13 protein-coding genes are annotated in these 18,107 nt (G+C 71.4%); 11 read left to right on the forward strand and 2 right to left on the reverse strand.

Annotated elements, in window-relative coordinates:
• Positions 1–174: 174 nt before the first annotated feature.
• Entirely contained in the window at positions 175–909 is a 735-nt protein-coding gene (locus tag ACFZDC_RS18870) for an alpha/beta hydrolase family protein (protein ID WP_391325120.1), read from the reverse strand.
• Complete coding sequence (locus tag ACFZDC_RS18875) at positions 837–1,427, reverse strand: hypothetical protein (RefSeq protein WP_391325122.1); 591 nt, start codon at positions 1,425–1,427, stop codon at positions 837–839. The genes ACFZDC_RS18870 and ACFZDC_RS18875 overlap by 73 nt, the downstream gene beginning before the upstream one ends.
• 89 nt (positions 1,428–1,516) lie before the next feature.
• Here ACFZDC_RS18875 and ACFZDC_RS18880 point away from each other — a divergent pair, with 89 nt between their 5' ends.
• The 11 genes from ACFZDC_RS18880 (at position 1,517) to ACFZDC_RS18930 (ending at position 17,821) form a co-directional block, all read left to right on the forward strand.
• Positions 1,517–2,188 carry a hypothetical protein gene (locus ACFZDC_RS18880; RefSeq protein ID WP_391325124.1) on the forward strand — a complete coding sequence of 224 codons (672 nt, stop codon included), beginning with the start codon at positions 1,517–1,519 and terminating at the stop codon, positions 2,186–2,188.
• Between the two features lie 36 nt (positions 2,189–2,224).
• Positions 2,225–3,316 (forward strand): hypothetical protein, encoded by a 1,092-nt coding sequence (locus tag ACFZDC_RS18885; RefSeq protein WP_391325126.1) that lies wholly within the window; start codon positions 2,225–2,227, stop codon positions 3,314–3,316.
• Between the two features lie 46 nt (positions 3,317–3,362).
• Positions 3,363–4,148 (forward strand): TIGR03936 family radical SAM-associated protein, encoded by a 786-nt coding sequence (locus ACFZDC_RS18890; RefSeq protein WP_391325128.1) that lies wholly within the window; start codon positions 3,363–3,365, stop codon positions 4,146–4,148.
• A gap of 262 nt (positions 4,149–4,410) precedes the next feature.
• The gene (locus ACFZDC_RS18895; RefSeq protein WP_391325129.1) at positions 4,411–8,907 is read left to right on the forward strand and encodes an Rne/Rng family ribonuclease; all 4,497 of its coding nucleotides are present in this window, start codon (positions 4,411–4,413) and stop codon (positions 8,905–8,907) included.
• A gap of 226 nt (positions 8,908–9,133) precedes the next feature.
• Positions 9,134–9,454 carry a 50S ribosomal protein L21 gene (rplU, locus tag ACFZDC_RS18900; protein ID WP_003990208.1) on the forward strand — a complete coding sequence of 107 codons (321 nt, stop codon included), beginning with the start codon at positions 9,134–9,136 and terminating at the stop codon, positions 9,452–9,454.
• A gap of 14 nt (positions 9,455–9,468) precedes the next feature.
• Complete coding sequence (gene rpmA, locus ACFZDC_RS18905; protein ID WP_030605064.1) at positions 9,469–9,723, forward strand: 50S ribosomal protein L27; 255 nt, start codon at positions 9,469–9,471, stop codon at positions 9,721–9,723.
• 152 nt (positions 9,724–9,875) lie between these two features.
• Complete coding sequence (gene obgE / locus ACFZDC_RS18910) at positions 9,876–11,327, forward strand: GTPase ObgE (RefSeq protein ID WP_391325131.1); 1,452 nt, start codon at positions 9,876–9,878, stop codon at positions 11,325–11,327.
• A gap of 223 nt (positions 11,328–11,550) precedes the next feature.
• Complete coding sequence (locus tag ACFZDC_RS18915; protein WP_391325133.1) at positions 11,551–11,691, forward strand: hypothetical protein; 141 nt, start codon at positions 11,551–11,553, stop codon at positions 11,689–11,691.
• Between the two features lie 239 nt (positions 11,692–11,930).
• On the forward strand, positions 11,931–13,481 hold the full coding sequence (locus ACFZDC_RS18920) for an alkaline phosphatase D family protein (protein ID WP_391325134.1): 1,551 nt from the start codon (positions 11,931–11,933) through the stop codon (positions 13,479–13,481).
• Positions 13,482–14,034: 553 nt separating this feature from the next.
• A complete protein-coding gene (locus tag ACFZDC_RS18925; RefSeq protein WP_391325136.1) occupies positions 14,035–15,531 on the forward strand; it encodes a D-ribitol-5-phosphate cytidylyltransferase in 1,497 nt (498 codons plus the stop codon).
• 166 nt (positions 15,532–15,697) lie between these two features.
• Positions 15,698–17,821, forward strand: coding sequence for a hypothetical protein (locus tag ACFZDC_RS18930; RefSeq protein ID WP_391325138.1), 2,124 nt, complete (start codon positions 15,698–15,700; stop codon positions 17,819–17,821).
• Positions 17,822–18,107 lie beyond the last annotated feature (286 nt).

Genomic DNA, 18,107 nt, shown 5'->3' on the forward strand with positions numbered 1-18,107 from the left:
CTCGGCGGACATGAGTGCGTCGGCGAACGTCTTGACCATCGCGCGCAGCAGATCGGGACTCGCCGCGGCGAGGTTGTCCTCGGCGAGGGCATGCAGGGGCAGACTGTCTGGTGCGGTCATCGTGCTGATCTCCTTCGAGCCTTCGACATCTCGAAGATCAGCCGGTGGCCGTTCTCATATCCGGACACTCACTCCGACGCCGGGCCAAACGCCCGGATCAGGTGGGAGCCCGTACACCACTTCCCAGGACGCAACCTCGAAGACGCGCTGCTCGAACAGGGCGCGGCCCAGGGGTTCGCAGTGCAGATGCGCCCCTTCCGCCTCGGTGAAGCGGACCAGACGCTTCGGACCGGGGAGGGCGTCGTACAACCGCCGTGAGGCGCCGGGCCAGAAGTGCTCGCCGTCCGGGTCGGTGATCAGCAGCGGGGTGGTGATCCGGTCGGCGACGGGCGTGAGGTCGTACCGGGAGACCTCCACGAGCAGATCGAACGGTGAGTCGATGCCGTACGGCTTCGCCCGCCAGCGCCATGTCGCGGCCAGCGCCGGGTCCTGGGCGAGAGCGCCCTCGACGACGCGGTCGAAGGTGTCACGGTCGCCGGACTCCCACAGGCCGCGCAGATCGGCGCCGAGGCTGGGCCACCAGCTGTCCACCACGCGGATCACTCCGGGGTCGGCGACCGCGGCCGCGATCCGGTGCTCGAAGCCGAGGGCGCGCGGGACCCAGTAGCCGGCCTGGCTGATGCCGGCCAGCACGATCCCGCCGGGGTCGACGTCGGGGCGGGAGAGGAGAAAGTCCACGACCGGGGTGATGACATGCTCCCAGTCGGGCCGGAAGGTCACCCCGCGTTCGAAGAGCATCGACTGCTGGCCCGGGCCGTCGAAGAGCAGGACGCGGTAACCGCGGGCCACCGCCGGTGCGCCGAGCAGCGTCCAGGCGGAGCTGATCGGGCCCTGCCGTTGTTGGCGATCAGCGTCGGCAGCGGACCGGACACGCCGGGCGGGTCGACCAGGTACCCGGGCAGCGACGTGTCCTCGTACGGGATGGCCACCGGCTCGGCGGGCGGATCCCAGGCCCGCAGGAAGCGGTCGAAGCAGGCGCGGTGCTCCGCGAACACCTCGTCCAGCCGTTTCTCGGGATCCGCGACCGCGTCGACGCCCACGAGGGCCGTGCCGAAGTAGCCGGCGGCGCGCAGGAAGGCGTCCCGAGCGCTCACCCCGTGTCCCTCCGCCGCGCTGCGGTCGGCCTGTTCCCGGGCCCTGCGGCCCAGTTCGACCCAGGCGTTGAACCACGCCTGACCGTCGGCGTCCGCGACGGCGGAGACGGTCGCCAGCACTTCGCCCACGTCGGCGCCCTGGCGCCAGACCGAGCCGAGGGCGAGCAGTATCTCGTAGTTGAACTGGACGTTCTCGCTGAAACGGTGGGTCATGGCGGCTCCAGGCCGTAGAGGCACCCCCGATCGTCCGCACCGCGCCTTTCACGCTAGGGCCCTTACGGGCGGGGCGCACAACGAGTGGCATGCGCGCTGCGCCCACCGACGGCACGATGGGAGAGGAGGGGGTGGCGACACACCCGGCGGAAGGCGCTCCCATGGCTCAGCAGGCGGCGACGAAAGCTCCGGCCAAGAAACCCGTCGGCACGGGCAGTGTGTTCTTCTCGTTCGCCCCGTGGATCATCTTCGGTGTGGTCGCCAGTCCCAGTACCTGGAAGTACGCGGCGCTCGCCGCGCTGATCGCCGCGATCGTCCTGTCGGGCCAGGACATCCTGCGGGGGAGGATCTACGTCCTCGACATGGTCGGCATCGTCTTCTTCGCGGTGATCACGGTCCTCGCGCTCGCCCTGAACCGTTCGGAACTCGTGTGGCTCGAGACGTATGCCCAGGTGATCTCCAACGGGGTCGTGGCCGCCGTCGCGCTGGGATCACTGCTGGTGGATCCCTTCACGGCGCAGTACGCCCGGCAGCAGACACCCCGCGACGTGTGGGACTCGCCCGTCTTCCTGCACATCAACCGGGTGCTGACCGCGGCCTGGGGCGTGGTCTTCGTCCTCATGGCCCTCTCGACCTGGCTGGCCATCCGCATCCCGTCCCTGGACGACTGGTTCAACTGGGTCATCCCGGTGGTCCTGCTGGTCGCGGTGATCAAGCTCACGGAGCGCTATCCGGAGTCGTACAAGGCCCGCACGACGTAGCGCATCCGGACGGGCGTTCGGAACGTCTACGCAGGTATGGACCTCGACAAGCCGCCCGCCCGCCCGCAACACCCCGAGGGGTGCCTCACGGTGGCGATCCGTCTGCCCGTGCGGATCGTCGTGTTCGTGCTGGTGCTGCCGGTGCGGATGGTGTGGGACGCGCTGGTGGTCTGTGGCCGGTTCCTGACCGACACCGTGCTGCGGCCGGTGGGCCGCGCGCTGCTGTGGGTCGGGTGGGCGCTCCTGGTGTGGCCTTGGGGTGCGCTGTGGCGTCACGTCCTCGTGCCCGTCGGCAAGGCGCTCGGACGGCTGGGGTACGTCCTCGTCGTCGTGCCGCTCCGGTGGCTGTACACCTGTGTGCTGACCCCCGTCGGGCACGCCCTCGCCCGGATCGTGCGGGGGACCGGGGCCGGTCTCGCGTGGCTGTACGCGCGCGTTCTCGCGCCGGTGGGCCGCACCGTCGCCCGGTTGGTGAAGGGCGTCGGCATGCTGCTCGCCGCCGCCGGGGCGGGTGTGTACGCCGCCGTGGCCCGGCTGGTGCGGTACCTGCTCGTCGTCCCCGCGCGGTGGCTGTACGAGTGGGTCCTCGCGCCGGTCGGGCGGGCGCTGGCATGGCTCGCCGGCGCCGTCGTCACCGCGATCGGCGCGGCCCTGTGCTGGACGACCCGCATCCTTCTCGTCCTGCCCGCCCTCGCCCTGTGGCGCTGGGTCCTCGCACCCGTCGGCCGGGTCCTCGCCCTCGTCGCACGGGAGGTGGGGGAGGCGCTCGGGCATGCCTGGCGGGTGGCCGGGCGGGTCTCGCGCGCCGTCGGACGGGTGCTCGCGACCCTCTTCCGGTGGATCTTCGTGGAGCCGCTGCGCTGGGTGTACCGCACGGTCCTGACCCCCGTCGGGCACGTCGTACGGGACCTCGTCCTGCGGCCGGTCGCCGAGGCCTCGCGTTTCGTGGGCCGGACCGTGCGGCAGGCACTGGCCGGCGCCCGCGAGGCCGTACGGCAGGCCCGCGCCGACCTGAGGCGCGTGCTCTTCGGCGAGCCCCGCCCGCCGGCCGCGGTGGACCGGCGGGAACCCACGGGCCGCGAGACACGTACTCTTGGTAGGAGTACCACCGCTCTCACGAAGGACTAGGACACTGGGCAAGCGACAGCCCGAAGGCCCGCCGCCCGCACCCGCGGTGCAGCGCATCCGACTGCGCTACACCAAGCGCGGCCGCCTCCGGTTCACCAGCCACCGTGACTTCCAGCGCGCCTTCGAGCGTGCGCTGCGTCGCGCCGAGGTGCCCATGGCCTACTCGGCGGGGTTCACGCCGCATCCGAAGGTGTCGTACGCCAATGCCGCACCCACCGGCACGGGCAGTGAGGCGGAGTACCTGGAGATCGCGCTGACCGAGTCGCGCGACCCCGAGCCGCTGCGCGTCCTCCTCGACGAGTCGCTGCCCGCCGGGCTGGACATCGTCGACGCGGTCGAGGCACGGACCTCGGGCCTCGCCGACCGGCTCACGGCCTCCGTCTGGGAGTTGCGGCTGGACGGCGTCGACCCGGTCGACGCCGAAAGTGCGGTCGAGGCCTTCATCAAGGCCGACACCGTCGAGGTGCAGCGCATGACCAAGAACGGCGTCCGCACCTTCGACGCCCGCCCGGCGGTCGCGAGCCTGGAAAGCGCGACGACGCAGAGTCAGCAGGCTGATAGGACGAGCGACCAGCCTTGTGCGATACTGCGGCTGGTTGTTCGGCACGTGACGCCTGCCGTACGACCCGACGACGTCCTGTCCGGTCTCCGCGCCGTGGCCGACCTGGCGCCGCCGGTCCCCGCAGCGGTGACCAGGCTGGCGCAGGGGCTGTTCGATGAAGAGACCGGCACGGTGACCGACCCGCTCGCGCCCGACCGCGAGGCAGCCGAGGCCCTGACGGCCGCACCGGCTGCCGCCGCGACGGCGGCGACGCCGGAAGGTTCCGCGTAAGGACGGACGTCGTAGCGCCGCCCTCGTACTCGGGAGCCACCTGGGTCGGGCAGCGCACCGACCAGAAGACTTTCGCCAGGCCGTACCGACAAGGCGTACGGAACCGGCGAGACAGGACACAGAGTGCTCCCGTGCGGCGACCGCGCCCCGGACGGCGGCCATCGCGCATCGCGCGGGCCGCGGACGTCAACGGCGGACGGTCCATCGAGACCGGCGCCGGACCAGGCGCGGCGCCCGGGAGCCTGACGGGAGAAACGCCCGCATGCTCGAGCCGACCGAACCCCATGAGGGTTCCGAACTGAACACTCCCAGCGACACCCTGCCGCCGCGCAGTCGTCGCCGTGCCGCCTCTCGCCCGGCGGGTCCGCCCGCCGCGGCCGAGGCCCCCAGTGAGGTCACCGTGCCGGCCATACCGGCCGCGGAGGCCGACGAGATCGCCGGGGCCGAGGAGAAGGCCCAGGCCGCAACCGAGGCCGAGGGCGGGGCCGTGGAGGCACCCGCCGCCGTCCAGGAGACCGCCCCCGCCCGTCCTGCCCGTCGCCGGGCCACGCGCCGTGCGTCCGCGCCTGTCGGGGCGCCCGCGTCCGCCGAGGTCGCCGAGACGGTCGTGCCGGCGGTGGCTGCTGTGGCGGAGACCGTTGAGACCGAGGCGGCTGGTGAGTCCGGTGGGGCCGCTGAAGCCCCTGGGGCCGCTGAGGAAGTCGCTCCTCGTCCTGCCCGTCGCCGGGCCACGCGCCGTGCGTCCGCGCCTGTCGGGGCGCCCGCGTCTGCCGAGGTCGCCGAGACGGTCGTGCCGGCGGTGGCTGCTGTGGCGGAGACCGTTGAGACCGAGGCGGCTGGTGAGTCCGGTGGGGCCGCTGAAGCCCCTGGGGCCGCTGAGGAAGTCGCTCCTCGTCCTGCCCGTCGCCGGGCCACGCGCCGTGCGTCCGCGCCCGTCGGGGCGCCCGCGTCCGCCGAGGTCGTGGCGCCCGCCGCCGAGTCCGGGTCCGGGGAGAAGGCGGAGCAGCCGGTGACGGAGGCCGTGCAGGCCGAGTCCGTCGCCGAAGCCGCGCCCGCGGCCCGCCCGCGCCGCCGTGCCGCCCGGCGCGCCTCGGCCCCCGCCGGTGTGCCGCAGGCCGCCGAGGCGCCCGAGTCCGCGCCCGCCGTGGAAGCCCCGGTCGCAGCCGAAGCGGCCCCCGCCGTGGAAGCCCCGGTCGCAGCCGAAGCCGCTCCCGCCGTCGAGGCGGAGGCCGCGCCCGCCGGTCGCACGCGTCGTCGCGCGACCCGTCGGGTCTCCGCGCCCGCCGGGGCCCCCGAAGCCGCCGAGACCGCGGAGAGCGTCGTACCGGCCGCCGCCGAGCCTGCCGCCGAGTCCGCGCAGGAGGAGCCCGCGACCGCCGAGGGCGCCGAAGAGACCGCGCCGCGCCGTACGCGCCGCCGCGCGACCCGCCGGGTGTCCGCGCCCGCCGGTGTTCCCGCGGCCGACGAGGCCCCCGCGGCCGCCACCGAGCAGGCCGAGACCCCCCCGTCCGCCGAGGAGACCGAGATCGCCGAGCCCGTCGCCGCCCAGACCCCCGCCGAAGCGCCGCAGGCCCCCGCCGCCGAAGCCCCCGCCGAGGAGGCGGCGCCGCGCCGCCGCCGCCGGGTCGTACGGCAGGCCGCGACCGGGTTCTCCGCGCCCGCACCCTCCGAGGGAGCCGAGGCCGAGGCCCCGCGCCGGCCGACCCGGCCCACCGTGGCCGTGTTCCAGGCACCGGTGTTCACCGAGCCGAAGTTCCAGACCCCGGAGCGGGCCGCCGCCGAGGCCGCTGCCGAGGCCGCCGAGGCGGAGGAGACCGAGGAGAGCGACGGCTACACGGAGGAGCGCGCCGAGGCCGGCTCGCGCCGTCGCCGTCGTCGCCGGGGCGCCCCCTTCGCCGAGGAGGCGCAGGTTGTCGAGGCCGCCGCCGAGGACGAGGAGCCGGAGGAGGCCGAGGAGGCCGCTGCCGAGGACCTCGCCGATGGCGACGAGGGCGAAGAGGCCGAGGGCGCCGAGGAGTTCGGCTCGCGCCGCCGTCGCCGCCGGGGCGGCCGTCGCCGTCGCCGTGGGGATGCCCCCGAGGGCGAGGGCGGGGACGCCGAGGCCGACGAGCTGGCTGCCGAGCAGGCCGCCCAGGACGCCGAGGACACCGCCGAGCAGGAGGAAGAGGACGCCGACGAGGCTCGTGGTGACGAGTCCGACGGTTCCAGCTCCAGCCGCCGCCGGCGCCGTCGCCGCCGCCGGGCCGGGGACACCTCCACGGAGGCCGAGCCGTCCACCGACGACCCGGAGCGCACGGTCGTCAAGGTCCGCGAACCCCGCAAGGCCTCCGAGCCGTCCGACGAGGTGCAGTCCATCAAGGGCTCGACCCGTCTGGAGGCCAAGAAGCAGCGCCGCCGGGAGGGCCGCGAGCAGGGCCGCCGGCGCGTTCCGATCATCACCGAGGCCGAGTTCCTGGCCCGCCGCGAGGCCGTCGAGCGTGTGATGGTCGTCCGCCAGCACGGCGAGCGCACCCAGATCGGCGTGCTCGAGGACGGCGTGCTCGTCGAGCACTACGTCAACAAGGAGCAGTCGACCTCGTACGTCGGCAACGTCTACCTGGGCAAGGTCCAGAACGTGCTGCCGTCGATGGAGGCCGCCTTCATCGACATCGGCAAGGGCCGCAACGCCGTCCTCTACGCCGGTGAGGTCAACTTCGAGGCGCTGGGCATGGCCAACGGGCCGCGCCGCATCGAGTCCGCCCTGAAGTCCGGGCAGCCCGTCCTCGTCCAGGTGACGAAGGACCCCATCGGGCACAAGGGCGCCCGTCTGACCAGCCAGGTCTCCCTCCCGGGCCGCTACCTCGTGTACGTGCCCGAGGGCTCCATGACCGGCATCAGCCGCAAGCTGCCCGACACCGAGCGGGCCCGGCTGAAGAGCATCCTCAAGAAGATCGTCCCCGAGAACGCGGGCGTCATCGTGCGCACCGCCGCCGAGGGCGCGAGCGAGGACGAGCTGCGCCGGGACGTCGAGCGGCTGCAGGGCCAGTGGGAGGAGATCCAGAAGAAGGCCAAGAACGGCGGCGGCTCAAATGCGCCTTCGCTGCTGTACGGCGAGCCGGACATGACCGTGCGGGTCGTCCGGGACATCTTCAACGAGGACTTCTCCAAGGTCGTCGTCAGCGGCGACGAGGCCTGGTCGACCATCCACGGGTACGTCTCGCACGTCGCGCCCGACCTCGCCGAGCGGCTGTCGAAGTGGACCTCCGAGGTCGACGTCTTCGCCACCTACCGGATCGACGAGCAGCTCGCCAAGGCGCTGGACCGCAAGGTCTGGCTGCCCAGCGGCGGTTCGCTGGTGATCGACCGGACCGAGGCGATGGTCGTCGTCGACGTCAACACCGGCAAGTTCACCGGTCAGGGCGGCAACCTCGAGGAGACGGTCACCAGGAACAACCTGGAGGCGGCCGAGGAGATCGTCCGACAGCTGCGGCTGCGCGACCTCGGCGGCATCATCGTGATCGACTTCATCGACATGGTGCTCGAGTCCAACCGGGACCTGGTGCTGCGGCGCCTGCTGGAGTGCCTGGGCCGCGACCGTACGAAGCACCAGGTCGCCGAGGTGACCTCGCTGGGTCTCGTCCAGATGACGCGCAAGCGCGTCGGCCAGGGCCTGCTGGAGTCCTTCTCCGAGACCTGCGTCCACTGCAACGGCCGTGGCGTCATCGTGCACATGGAGCAGCCGACCGTCGTCGCCGGCGGCGGTGGCGGCAAGCGCAAGAAGCGCGGCCGTGGCGGTGACGGGCACGTGCACGAGACCGCCGCCGTGGCCGTGGAGACCGGCGAGGCCGTCGAGCCCGAGGTGGAGACCGCGGTCGAGGTGGCCGCCGAGCCGGCCGAACCGGTCGAGCTGCCCGCGCCCGACTTCGAGCCGGACGAGGAGCTGTACAGCAGCGTCGCCGAGGCGGAGGCGGCCGCCGGCCGTGGCCGTACCCGCCGCCGCGCGAGCCGCAGGGCCTCGGCACCGGCGGGTATGCCGAAGACCGAGAGCCGCAGGCCCGCGCAGGTCGCCGAGACCACCGAGGCCGCCGAGGCGCCCACGGCCCAGGCCGTCACCCCCGCGGAGGAAGCCGTACGTCCCGTGCAGCCGGAGACGGCCGCCGAGGCGCTGGCCGAGCCCGCGGCCGTCGAGGACGCCGTCGTCCCGGCCGACGCTCCCGCTGCCGAGGCCCCCGCCGCCGAGGAGGCCGCGCCCAAGGGCCGTGCGCGCCGTCGTGCGACCCGGAAGGAGTCGGCACCGGCCGGTTCCCCCGCGGGGGCCGAGGCGGCCGTGGTGACCGTGCCCGAGACCGCGCCCGCGGCCGGGGCACCGGTGGAGCAGCCCGAGGCCGAGGCCCCGGCCCCGGCCGAGGAGGCGCCCGCCGAGAGCGCCGCCCCGGCCCGCCCGCGGCGCCGTGCGGTGCGCAAGGCCACCGCGCCGACCGCGTCCGAGGAGGCGGCCGTCGTGGTCGTCCCGTCGGCCGCGCCGGAGGAGGCCCCGGTCGCCGTGGAGACGGTGGAGCCCGTGGCGACGGACGAGGAGGCGGCTCCGGCCAAGAAGGCGGCCCGCAAGACCGCCAAGAAGGCCACGGCGAAGAAGGCGGCCACCAAGAAGACCGCGGCCAAGAAGACGGCCGCCAAGAAGACGACGGCCAAGAAGGCGGCGAAGACCACCAAGACGGCCGCCGCCAAGTCGACGGCGAAGAAGGCCGCCACGGTCCCGGCCGCCACCGACGAGGGCTGACACCCGGTGTGGGGCCGGTCCACGTGACCGGCCCCACACGCACGGGGCCCGGTTTGACCCCCTCGGCCGTGGCCCCGTAACCTTGACCGTCGGCGTGTCCACTGACACGCCACATCCCCGTAAACCTATTCCTCCCGGGCGCGATGCGGGCCGGGAGAGGTCGTCCATGTCGTTTCTGGGTGGCTGGCCTGCGGGGGTGCCGTTCTCGAGCGAAAGAGAGATCCGCGTGTACGCCATCGTGCGCAGCGGTGGTCGCCAGCACAAGGTTGCTGTCGGCGACATCGTTGAGGTTGACAAGATTTCCACCGCCAAGGTTGGCGACACGGTCGAGCTCTCGACCCTGCTCGTTGTCGACGGCGACGCTGTGACCAGCGACCCGTGGGTGCTGGCCGGCATCAAGGTCCAGGCCGAGGTCGTGGACCACCACAAGGGCCAGAAGATCGACATTCTGCGCTACAAGAACAAGACCGGCTACCGCCGTCGTCAGGGCCACCGCCAGCAGTACACGGCGATCAAGGTCACTGAGATCCCCACGGCTGCGAAGTAAGGGACTGAGAACAGATGGCACACAAGAAGGGCGCATCGTCCACCCGGAACGGTCGCGACTCCAACGCCCAGCGGCTCGGCGTGAAGCGCTTCGGCGGTCAGGTCGTGAGCGCGGGTGAGATCCTGGTCCGCCAGCGCGGCACCCACTTCCACCCGGGCGCCGGTGTCGGCCGTGGCGGCGACGACACCCTGTTCGCGCTGCAGGCCGGTGCGGTGGAGTTCGGCACCCACCGTGGCCGCAAGGTCGTGAACATCGTTCCGGTCGCCTGACACAGGGCTCAGACCGAGCGTTTCGTCGCGCGAGGCGGACCTCACTTCCCGGTCGGGAAGGCGGGTCCGCCTTCGCGTGTTATCAGACGCGGGCACGTGAGAGACATTTCGTGCCAAGCGACATCCGTACGTTTTTCTGGAGGCACTGAACCATGACCACCTTCGTGGACCGCGTCGAACTGCACGTCGCCGCGGGTAACGGAGGCCACGGCTGTGCCTCCGTCCACCGTGAGAAGTTCAAGCCGCTCGGCGGCCCGGACGGCGGCAACGGCGGCCGTGGCGGTGATGTCATCCTGACCGTGGACCAGTCGGTCACCACGCTCCTCGACTACCACCACTCCCCGCACCGCAAGGCCACCAACGGCAAGCCCGGCGAGGGCGGCAACCGCTCCGGCAAGGACGGCCAGGACCTGGTCCTGCCGGTGCCGGACGGCACGGTCGTCCTGGACAAGGCGGGCAACGTGCTCGCCGACCTGGTCGGCCACGGCACCTCGTACATCGCAGCGCAGGGCGGCCGGGGCGGCCTCGGCAACGCGGCGCTGGCCAGCGCCCGCCGCAAGGCGCCCGGCTTCGCGCTGCTGGGCGAGCCCGGTGACCTGCAGGACATCGTCCTGGAGCTGAAGACCGTCGCCGACGTGGCCCTGGTGGGCTACCCGAGCGCGGGCAAGTCCTCGCTGATCTCCGTGCTCAGCGCGGCCAAGCCGAAGATCGCCGACTACCCGTTCACGACGCTCGTCCCCAACCTGGGCGTGGTGACCGCCGGCTCCACCGTCTACACCATCGCGGACGTGCCCGGTCTGATTCCGGGTGCAAGCCAGGGCAAGGGCCTCGGGCTCGAGTTCCTGCGGCACGTGGAGCGGTGCAGTGTGCTGGTGCACGTGCTGGACACCGCGACCCTGGAGTCCGACCGCGACCCGGTCTCCGACCTCGACATCATCGAGGAGGAGCTGCGGCAGTACGGCGGCCTCGACAACCGTCCCCGGATCGTCGTCCTGAACAAGGTCGACGTGCCGGACGGCAAGGACCTCGCCGAGATGGTCCGCCCCGACCTGGAGGCGCGCGGCTACCGCGTCTTCGAGGTGTCGGCGGTGGCCCACATCGGGCTGCGGGAGCTGTCGTTCGCTCTCGGTGAGCTGGTCGCGGGCGCCCGCGCCGCGAAGCCGAAGGAGGAGGCGACGCGGATCGTCATCCGGCCCAAGGCCGTGGACGACACGGGCTTCACGGTCAGCCGCGAGGAGGCCGGCGGCGAGCCGCTGTTCCGCGTGCGCGGCGAGAAGCCGGAGCGCTGGGTGCGGCAGACCGACTTCAACAACGACGAGGCCGTCGGCTACCTCGCCGACCGCCTCAACCGCCTCGGTGTCGAGGAGGCGTTGATGAAGGCGGGCGCCCGCAACGGCGACGGCGTCGCCATCGGACCCGAAGAGAACGCGGTCGTCTTCGACTGGGAGCCGACGGTGATGGCGGGCGCGGAGATGCTCGGCCGCCGTGGCGAGGACCACCGCTTCGACGAGCCCCGGCCCGCGGCTCAGCGCCGGCGCGACAAGCAGGCCGAGCGGGACGAGGTGCTGCACGAGTACGACGAGTTCGACCCGTTCAAGCAGTGAGCCCGCCCGCCCGACCCGGCCATGTGAACGTCGGGACGGTGCGCGCTGGCTGTGCGGGCGACGTCGTCGCTCCCCGATGAGCCGAACTGTGCGACACGGAAGGGATCCCGGTCCATTCCGTGTCGCACTCCTCTGTCTCCCCGCTTCGGCCAGGACGGCTCCGACGTGGCCGGCACCGCCGAGAGCGACGACCACTGCGGCGCCACCATTTCCCGGAGCCGACGTGGCCCAGCCCCGTCCCGTTCGCCGGCGCGGTCCGGCGACCGGCACCGGCGTCGCCCTGAGCGCCGGTGCCTGCTGGTCCGACGGGTGGGGCCATTCCGTCTTGGTGTTCGCCCAGCTCGGCTCGACGTTCAACGACTGACCGGAATCGCATCTCGCTTCTGAACCCCGGTTCTGTAAGTGTCTACTGACGCCCTGTAGGACCCGTTGCGGCAAGATCACGTTCTTCATGTGGTTCCCGTGCCGCAACGGGTCTTCTGTTGTCTGCCTGGTTGTCATGCACGCGAACGCTCCCGTTCAGCGGGCGGACCGTCCGGCCGTGGGAGCTTCCGAAGGTCCGGCGAGAAGTCCAAAAGGCCCACCTGGAAAGGGAGTCAGCGAATGTCCGGAGCAGCAGCGCCCGACCGACGCCGGTTTCTGACCGCCGGGGCCGCCGTCCTCGGCGCCGCGGCCTCCGCCCAGCTCTGGCTGCCTGCCGTCGCCCGCGCGGCCGAAACCCCGCTGCCCGACGGTGTGTTCGGTCTCGGCGTCGCGTCCGGCGATCCGCTGCCCGACGGCATCGTGCTGTGGACCCGGCTCGCCCCCGACCCGCTCCACGGCGGAGGCATGCCCGACGCGGTGTTCTCCGTGGACTGGGAGATCGCCGAGGACGAGCGGTTCAAAGGGACCACCCGGCGGGGCACCGCCCAGGCCAGGCCCGAGTACGGGCACAGCGTTCACGTGGACGTACGGGGTCTGTGCCCGGACCGCCCCTACTGGTACCGCTTCCGCGCCGGCGGCCGGCTCTCGCCCACCGGCCGCACCCGCACCGCGCCCTACCCGCACCACAGGGGCGACTCGCTGCGCGTCGCCCTCGCCTCCTGCCAGAACTGGCAGCACGGCTACTTCACGCCGTACGCCGACATGCTCGCCCAGGACCCCGACTTCGTCCTCTTCGTCGGCGACTACATCTACGAGTCCAAGCCTTCCGCCACCGCCGTACGCCGGCACGAGGGCAGCGACGAGCCGTACACCCTCGTCCAGTACCGCAACCGCTACGCCCAGTACCGCACCGACCCCGACCTCGCCGCCATGCACGCGAACGCCCCCTGGGTGGTCACCTTCGACGACCACGAGGTCGACAACGACTTCGCCGGCGAGATCCCGCAGGACCCCGACAAGCAGTCCCACGACGCCTTCGTGGCCCGGCTGACCGCGGCCTACCAGGCGTACTACGAGCACATGCCGGTCCGTGCCACCGCGATCCCGAACGGCCCGCACATCCAGATGTACCGCCGCCTGGAGTTCGGCCGGCTGGCCCGGCTCAACGTCCTCGACACCCGGCAGTTCCGCAGCGACCAGGCCACCACGCAGGACGGCGCCGAGTCGCCGTCGCAGACCATGCTCGGCGCCGAGCAGAAGCAGTGGCTGCTGGACGGGCTGTACGACTCCCCGGCCCGCTGGAACCTGATCGCCTCGCAGATCATGATGGCCGAGACCGACCTGCTGGCCGGCGAGGGCAAGCTCTGGTACTACGACGCCTGGGACGGCTACCAGGTCGAGCGCAACGCCCTGCTGCAGGAGTTCGCCGACATCCGCAACCCGGTCGTGCTCAGCGGCGACCGGCACCTGACCATGATCAGCGACCTGAAGGAGGACTTCGCCGACCCGGACTCCGACGTCGTCGGCGCCGAGTTCGTCGGCACCTCCATCTCCAGCAACGGCGACCAGGACCAGGCTGCCTTCCACGCCCAGTGGGACCCGCTGAAGGCGGACAACCCGCACTGGAAGGTGATCGACGCCCACCGCGGCTACCACCTGTTCGACATCGACCGCGACGGCATCGACGCCCAGGTCCGGGTCGTCGACACGGTCGTCCGGCCGCAGGCCACGGCGAGCACGCTGGCCCGGCTGCGGGTGGAGTCGGACGAGCCCGGCGTCCAGGTCGTGTGAACCCGATGTGACCGCTGAACCACCGCGTGACACCGGGAAACCGGTGCACCCCTGTGTGACCGTGTGAATTGCGTGTGAGAGCGGACCGGGGACGTATCCGCGTCCCGGGCCGCTCTTACTATGTTCTGGGTAAATCCCTACCCGCCCGTCCGCGCCGGACACCGTGAATCCGGCCCCTCGCTCCGGCCGAAACTCAAATGCTGCGGAACCCTGCTTCGGAATTCCGTGGTAATGACGATCCGCGCAAGTCACATCCCCGCTCGTTCGAGCCGAGCCGGCGCGGCGGTCGCCGGGCGCTGTCGGGAGCGCTCGCCGTGCCGCGTCGACACGGCCGCGGCGGTACCGGGCGTCCCTGTGGAACCTCCGTGCACCGCTTGTGGACTTACTCACAGTAATTTCGCGGGGGTTCACGGAACCGGCGCCCAATCACCAGGAGTGCAAGGTGAATGGTGGGTTGCGCGCACATATGCAGGGGACGTCACTCACCTTGCACTGCGGTTACCCGGAGTGGGACGATTTCACGGTTCCCTGTCGCCCCAAGGTAGGTCAGCCTGTGTCACAGCACATAGCCAAGCCCCGAACCACCGCAGTGATCCTGGCCGGTGGCACCGGTCAGCGGGTAGGTCTGTCGATCCCCAAGCAGCTGCTGAAGATCGCCGGCAAGGCAGTCATCGAGCACACCCTGACCACCTTCGAGAAGGCCGACTCGATCGACGACATCATCGTGCTGATGGCGCCGGGCTACGTGCCGGACATCGAGAAGATCGTCGCCAAGGCCGGGTTCACCAAGGTCAAGAAGATCATCGAGGGCGGCTCCACCCGGAACGAGACCACCGAGCGCGCCATCTCGGCCCTCGGCGAGGGCCTGGCCGAGGGGGAGGACCTCAACGTCCTCTTCCACGACGCCGTACGCCCCCTGCTCGCGCAGCGCGTCATCGACGACTGCGTGACCGCCCTGGAGCGCTACCAGGCCGTGGACGTCGCCATCCCGTCCGCGGACACCATCATCGTCACCCGCACGCACGGCGAGGACGGCGAGTTCATCACCGAGATCCCGGACCGCTCCCGGCTGCGCCGCGGCCAGACCCCGCAGGCCTTCAAGCTGTCCACGATCCGCCGCGCCTACGAGGTCGCCGCCGGCGACCCCAACTTCCAGGCCACGGACGACTGCTCCGTCGTCCTCAAGTACCTGCCGGACGTGCCGATCCACGTCGTCGCGGGCGACGAGTACAACATGAAGGTGACGCAGCCGGTCGACGTCTTCATCGCCGACAAGCTGTTCCAGCTCGCTTCCACGGCGGCCCCGGAACAGAAGGGCGAGGAGCTCTACCGCGAGTTGCTGACCGGCAAGACGGTCGTCGTCTTCGGCGGTTCGTACGGCATTGGCAAGGACATCTGCGAACTCGCCGAGTCCTACGGTGCCAAGGTGTACGCGCTGGGCCGCTCCACCACCGGCACCCACGTCGAGAACCCGGAGGAGGTCGACGACGCGCTGTCCAAGGCGTACGCGGAGACCGGCCGGATCGACTACGTGGTCAACACCGCGGGCGTGCTGCGCATCGGCAAGCTCGCCGAGACCGACAACGCGACCATCGAGGAAGCGCTCAAGGTCAACTACCTGGCCCCGGTGCAGATCGCGCGTTCGTCGTACAAGTACCTGTCCGAGACCAAGGGGCAGTTGCTGCTGTACACCTCCAGCAGCTACACCCGCGGCCGGGCCGAGTACAGCCTCTACTCCTCGACCAAGGCTGCCATGGTGAACCTCACCCAGGCCCTGTCCGACGAATGGGCCTCCGAGGGCATCCGCGTCAACTGCATCAACCCCGAGCGCACCGCGACCCCGATGCGCACCAAGGCCTTCGGCCAGGAGCCGGCCGGCTCGCTGCTCTCCTCCGAGGCCGTGGCCCGCACCTCCCTCGACGTGCTGCTGTCCGAGCTGACCGGTCACGTCATCGACGTCCGCCAGCAGGACCCGACGGCGGGCGCTGCCAAGGCCTCCGGGTTCGAGCAGGCCCTGGCTTCTGTCCTTGACCGCCAGGACGGCGTGTAATAATCAAGGCCAATTAGCTTTCGGGAATTCAGGCCTCTGTGGGTACTCATTCAACGGGTATCCGCGGAGGCCTGAGTCCTTACACCTCGCGAATTACCGACTACCCGCACACCCCGCGGCATTACAGAACAAAACCGGCACTCCCCCTCCCAGAGCAGGTTTCTTAGTGATATCCACCGCTATTCGCGTCGCCCGGGTGGGCAGCGCGGCCGAGCTGGCCGCGGCGGCCCTCATGATCCTGGGCTTCCCGGCGCTCATGCTGGCCGCGCTCGTCCCGAGCGTTCCCGCCTTCGCGGCCGCGGCCGCCGTGACGTACTTGGCGGACCACTTTCTGCACCGCAAGAACAGTTACCTGGTCAACCGCCTCAGCAAGGTGCGCGCAGGCCTGTCGATCCGCTTTCTGATCCGCCAACTGCTGCTGATTCTGCTGCTGGCCCGTTTGTCCCTCGCAGACAACCTGATCTTCTACGGCGCGGTCGCCTGCTTCATCGCGTTCTACGGCCTCCAGGCCCCGCACGGCGCCCTGGTCACCCTGATCCGCAACCGCCGCCGGATGCCGGTCGCCACCCGCAACGTCGATCTGAAGTCCCGCATCCGCATCCCGGACGCCCCGCCGCGCCGGCTGCTGCACCGGTCCGCGGAGAAGATGCTCCACCTCGACCTCTTCGCGGTCGTCTGCATCCTGGTCTCGGCGGCCGTGGACGACTCCGCCGCCGGGTTCGCGGGCATCGGTGTCACCATCGCCCTGGGCTGCCTGTACGTCCTCGCGCTCGTGCCCTACGTGCGCGGCCGGAGGACCCCGCCGAAGGCCGACGCCGTGCTCGCCGCCGTCGACGACTGGCTGGCCGTCTACAAGCCGGAGACGGTCCTCTACTTCTCCGGCTCCAAGGACTCCGCGTACCAGGTCAACATGTGGCTGGAGACGATGGAGCAGCTGGAGACCCGGCCGCTGATCATCCTGCGCGAGCGCGCCATCCTGACCAACCTCGCGCCCACCACGGTCCCCGTCATCTGCGTGCCCGGAGGGGTGCACCTGATGAACCTGGACCTGTCGACCGTGCGCGTCGCCCTGTACGCGGCGAACGTGGGCAAGAACATCCACCTGCTGCGCGTGCCCACCATGAAGCACGTCTTCATCGGCCACGGCGACAGCGACAAGCTGGCCAGCGTCAACCCGTACAGCAAGGTGTACGACGAGGTGTGGACCGCGGGCCGCGCGGGCCGCGACCGCTACGCCATCGCCGACGTCGGAGTCCGCGACGAGGACATCGTCGAGGTCGGCCGCCCCCAGCTCGCCCCCATCCAGAGCTGGCAGGGCGTGCCGGACGGCCGCATCCCGACCGTGCTCTACGCGCCGACCTGGGAGGGCTGGGACGGCAACCCGGGCAACACCTCGATCGTGCTCGCCGGCGAGAACATCGTGAAGAAGCTGGTCAAGGCCGACCCGCCGGTCCGTGTCCTGTACAAGCCGCACCCCTTCACCGGCACCGTCAGCGCCGAGGCGGGCGCCGCGCACCGGTGCATCACCGCCCTGGTCGAGAAGGCCGCCGCCGAGCGCGCCGCCGACTCCCGCTTCACCGGCGACACCGCCGCCCAGGACCGGGCCACGGAGGAGCTGGCCCGCATCGAGGCCCGCCTCGCCGAGTTGGCCGGCGTCGGCGGTGACAAGGGCGACGAGGCCGAGGCCACCCGCGACGGGATCGTCGACGTCGACAAGCACGAGGAGATCGCCCGGCTGCGCGCCGAGTGGAACGGCGCCTACTGGCGCTCGTTCCCGTCGCACGAGCACCGCGTGATCACGGGCGCCGAGCCGCGTCTGTACGACTGCTTCAACGTCTCGGACGCGATGGTCTCCGACATCTCCTCCGTGGTCTCCGACTTCATCGCGAGCGGCAAGCCGTACGCGGTCACCGACTCCGCCGAACTCGGCGTGGAGGAGTTCAAACGGCAGAACACGGCGGTGCGCGCCGCGACGATCCTGTCCAACAGCGCGGCGGAGCTGGGCGATCTGCTGGACGCCGTACGCGACCCGTCCAGCGACCCGCTGGCGAAGGACCGGGGAGAGCTGAAGCGCTACCTGCTGGGCCCGGACGAGCCGAAGTCGATCGACCAGTTCAACACCGCGGTCGCCAACCTGGCCCTCAAGGCCGAGGCCCGCAACGTCGGCCAGGTGTCCCGGCTCGGGGCGGCCAACGCCGACCCCGCCGAGACGGCCGAGCTGACCAACGCGCTGCCCCGCCAGCGGGGCGCGTCCGCCGGTGAGGAGGCGGACGGCGTGAGCGCGGGCTGACAGGTACCGACCCCGCCGTCACGGGGCCGGTCCACGGGAGCGAGCCCGGGGACCGGCCCTTTTCGCGTCTCTCCCCGCCGTTCAGGTTTCTTACCAGGCACTCTTACCGGTGCCGCTGCCCGAGGGTGAGCAGCTCTTACCGGCCGAGCGTACTGTCCGATGTATCCGCCGCCCGTGCCCGCCGTACGCCCGCGTGACGTACATCACTCATCACCGAACGTGAGGCAACCGCTTCCACGGGAAGCCCGTCTAACAAGGTGCGATTGAGGCTATACGGGAGAATTAT

Origin of the sequence: Streptomyces sp. NPDC007905 (assembly GCF_042959345.1) — a bacterium.
Lineage (GTDB): Bacteria > Actinomycetota > Actinomycetes > Streptomycetales > Streptomycetaceae > Streptomyces.

Excerpts from the sequence above, each read along its gene's own strand:
- ACFZDC_RS18875 (WP_391325122.1), bottom strand. The coding sequence starts at position 1,427 with ATGACCCACCGTTTCAGCGAGAACGTCCAGTTCAACTACGAGATACTG.
- ACFZDC_RS18880 (WP_391325124.1), top strand. The coding sequence starts at position 1,517 with ATGCGCGCTGCGCCCACCGACGGCACGATGGGAGAGGAGGGGGTGGCG.
- ACFZDC_RS18885 (WP_391325126.1), top strand. The coding sequence starts at position 2,225 with ATGGACCTCGACAAGCCGCCCGCCCGCCCGCAACACCCCGAGGGGTGC.
- ACFZDC_RS18895 (WP_391325129.1), top strand. The coding sequence starts at position 4,411 with ATGCTCGAGCCGACCGAACCCCATGAGGGTTCCGAACTGAACACTCCC.
- rpmA (WP_030605064.1), top strand. The coding sequence starts at position 9,469 with ATGGCACACAAGAAGGGCGCATCGTCCACCCGGAACGGTCGCGACTCC.
- obgE (WP_391325131.1), top strand. The coding sequence starts at position 9,876 with ATGACCACCTTCGTGGACCGCGTCGAACTGCACGTCGCCGCGGGTAAC.
- ACFZDC_RS18920 (WP_391325134.1), top strand. The coding sequence starts at position 11,931 with ATGTCCGGAGCAGCAGCGCCCGACCGACGCCGGTTTCTGACCGCCGGG.